At 64.0% G+C, this 2103-nt stretch carries 2 protein-coding genes (1 of these 2 only partly in view); both read right to left on the bottom strand.

The genetic code is table 11. From position 1 onward, the window contains the following. The coding region (locus I5M_RS08495) for an SWIM zinc finger domain-containing protein (RefSeq protein ID WP_022721004.1) at positions 1–891 on the bottom strand (891 nt) is incomplete at its 3' end. Positions 892–1091: 200 nt separating this feature from the next. Further along, positions 1092–2103 carry the 3' portion of a M23 family metallopeptidase gene (locus I5M_RS08490; protein ID WP_040771619.1) on the bottom strand. 1049 nt of this gene lie beyond the right edge of the window, so the window shows 1012 of its 2061 coding nt (coding positions 1050–2061); its start codon lies beyond the right edge, outside the window; it ends in the stop codon at positions 1092–1094.

The following is a 2103-nucleotide window of genomic DNA, read 5'->3' as shown; positions in this document are numbered from 1 at the left end:
CGTCCATGCGGCTTCGCTTCCGTCGTCATCGAGCTGATCCTGCAAATCGCCGAGCGTCTCGATCAAGACGCAGCGCTCGTCTGGCGGGAGTTCGCACATCAGCGCCGCTTCCGCCATGAGACCGCCGAGATCGGCGAAAAGCTCGTAAGCGTCCTCGTCCGTATCGGCGGAACTTCCGCTGCACTCGTCGACGAAGGCTTCGCAGATCGCCAGCATGATCCGCAGCGCGTTGTCGCCATCGCCCGCTTCGAGAAATGGTTTTGCCTTGTCGACGAGGTGCTGCAACTCTTCGATATCGCCCGTCGGTCGATCGTCGTCCCACTCATGTCGAAGACGCGCGGAGAGCAGGACACGGGCCTGTCGACCGACCGGGGTGGGATCGATGGCCTTTGGCGATGCGGCATCAGAGCGCCGATATCGCTGCGTGGGCAACTCCGTCGCCAATTCTGCTTCGATCCAGAGCGCGAATCCCGGATCGATATCGGCCCTTTTCTCCAGGAGTTCGATCAGACGCGAACGATCGAGGCCCGCGAGCAGTTCGGCGAACGGTCGGCTCTCGACCACGGCGGTTCGTTCATCGGCAAATCGAAGCAGCACCGCGACGATGTGCTTGCAGGATCCGACGCCATCATATGGACAGGTACAGTATGCGCCCGCGACGCCATCGGTACTCAGCCGAATGAATACTCGGTAGGGATCGACGCCGCTGCCCTCAACGTCGGCGGTCAGCCGGTCGCCGCGCAGGATCAGGTCCGATACGCTGTTGTCGTGTGCGTATTCGAGGCCGCGCTCGAAAGACTTGGCGGTTGCCATGCCGCGAATCGTTGCTTGCGAAATTCGTGGCCGCGCGTTGCTGCCGGACTTGTTGGGCGCACCCATGACGATCACCATCCGCTTTCAGTCCGTGTAGCTGAAAGGGGGCCGCCTTGCAGTCGCGCCGCGAACGAGTCAGCGATTCGCCCTCGTGTCCCCGGAGCGGAACATAGCCCGACTTCGCGGCGGTCATCACCTAGAGCGGGTCTGCTTCTGACGGAATCGAAATTGGTGGAAGAGGCGCAAGGCGCCTCTCGTTCTAAGCGAGGTCAGCCGGCTCAGTCCTGAGCGCTGGTGTTCGCCACAGCTTTACGCTGCGCCGTCGCCGACGTTCGCACCGGCGCCGACGACGTCAGGTCTTCGGCGATGCGGCCGCCGCCGCGGCTGTTCATCATACCGTCGATGCGGTCGCGCTCGCCTTCGAACGACGCCAGCATGGTGCCTTCGAGCGAGCGTCCGCGCGGCAGCTTGACACGCATCGGGTCGACGAAGCGGCCGTTGACCAGGATTTCGTAGTGGACGTGGGCGCCGGTCGATAGACCCGTGGAGCCGATGAAGCCGATCACCTGGCCCTGGCGGACGCGCTTGCCCGGCTCCATGCCCTTGGCGAAAGCCGACATGTGGCCGTAGGCGGTCTCGTAGCCGTTATTGTGCTTGATGCGGATGTATTTGCCGTAGCCGCCTTCCCAGCCGGCGGTCTCGATCACGCCGTTGCCGGAGGCAAAAATCGGCGTGCCGTAGGGCGCCGCCCAGTCCACGCCGGTGTGCATCTTGACGTAGCCGAGGATCGGATGGCGGCGGCCGCCGAAGCCGGAGCGCATGATCGCCTGATTGACCGGCTTGCGTACCAGGAACTTCTTCGCGCTCTTGCCGGTCTCGTCGTAGTAGTCGACGACGCCGTCGTCGGGGGTCTGGTAGCGATAGTATTTCTTGGTCTCGCCGCCGACGGTGAGCGAGGCGAACAGCACGTCGTTGCGCTCGACCGCCGCGGTGGTCTCGTCGTCGCCGGCGTAGAACACCTGGAAGGAATCGCCCGGCTGGACGCGGCGCTGGAAGTCGACGTCGTAGGAGTAGATCTTGATCATGTCGTCGATCACCGACTGCGGCACCTTGTTGCGCAGCGCGGTTTCGTAGATCGACTGATACAGCCGGACGCCGGTGCCGTCGTCGGCTTCGTCGTCGTCGCTGGTGTCGGCGGCCTCGGCGACAGTGTTGAGGCTCTGCACGTCGACCGGAACGTAGCGCCCGAGATCGGACAGCGCGGCGACGGCTTCGACGGTGGAGTCGTTG

Source organism: Rhodopseudomonas sp. B29 (genome assembly GCF_000333455.1).
Lineage (GTDB): Bacteria > Pseudomonadota > Alphaproteobacteria > Rhizobiales > Xanthobacteraceae > Rhodopseudomonas.
The sequence above is the reverse complement of the archived record's forward strand: the minus strand, read 5'-3'. Positions and strand labels throughout refer to the sequence as shown.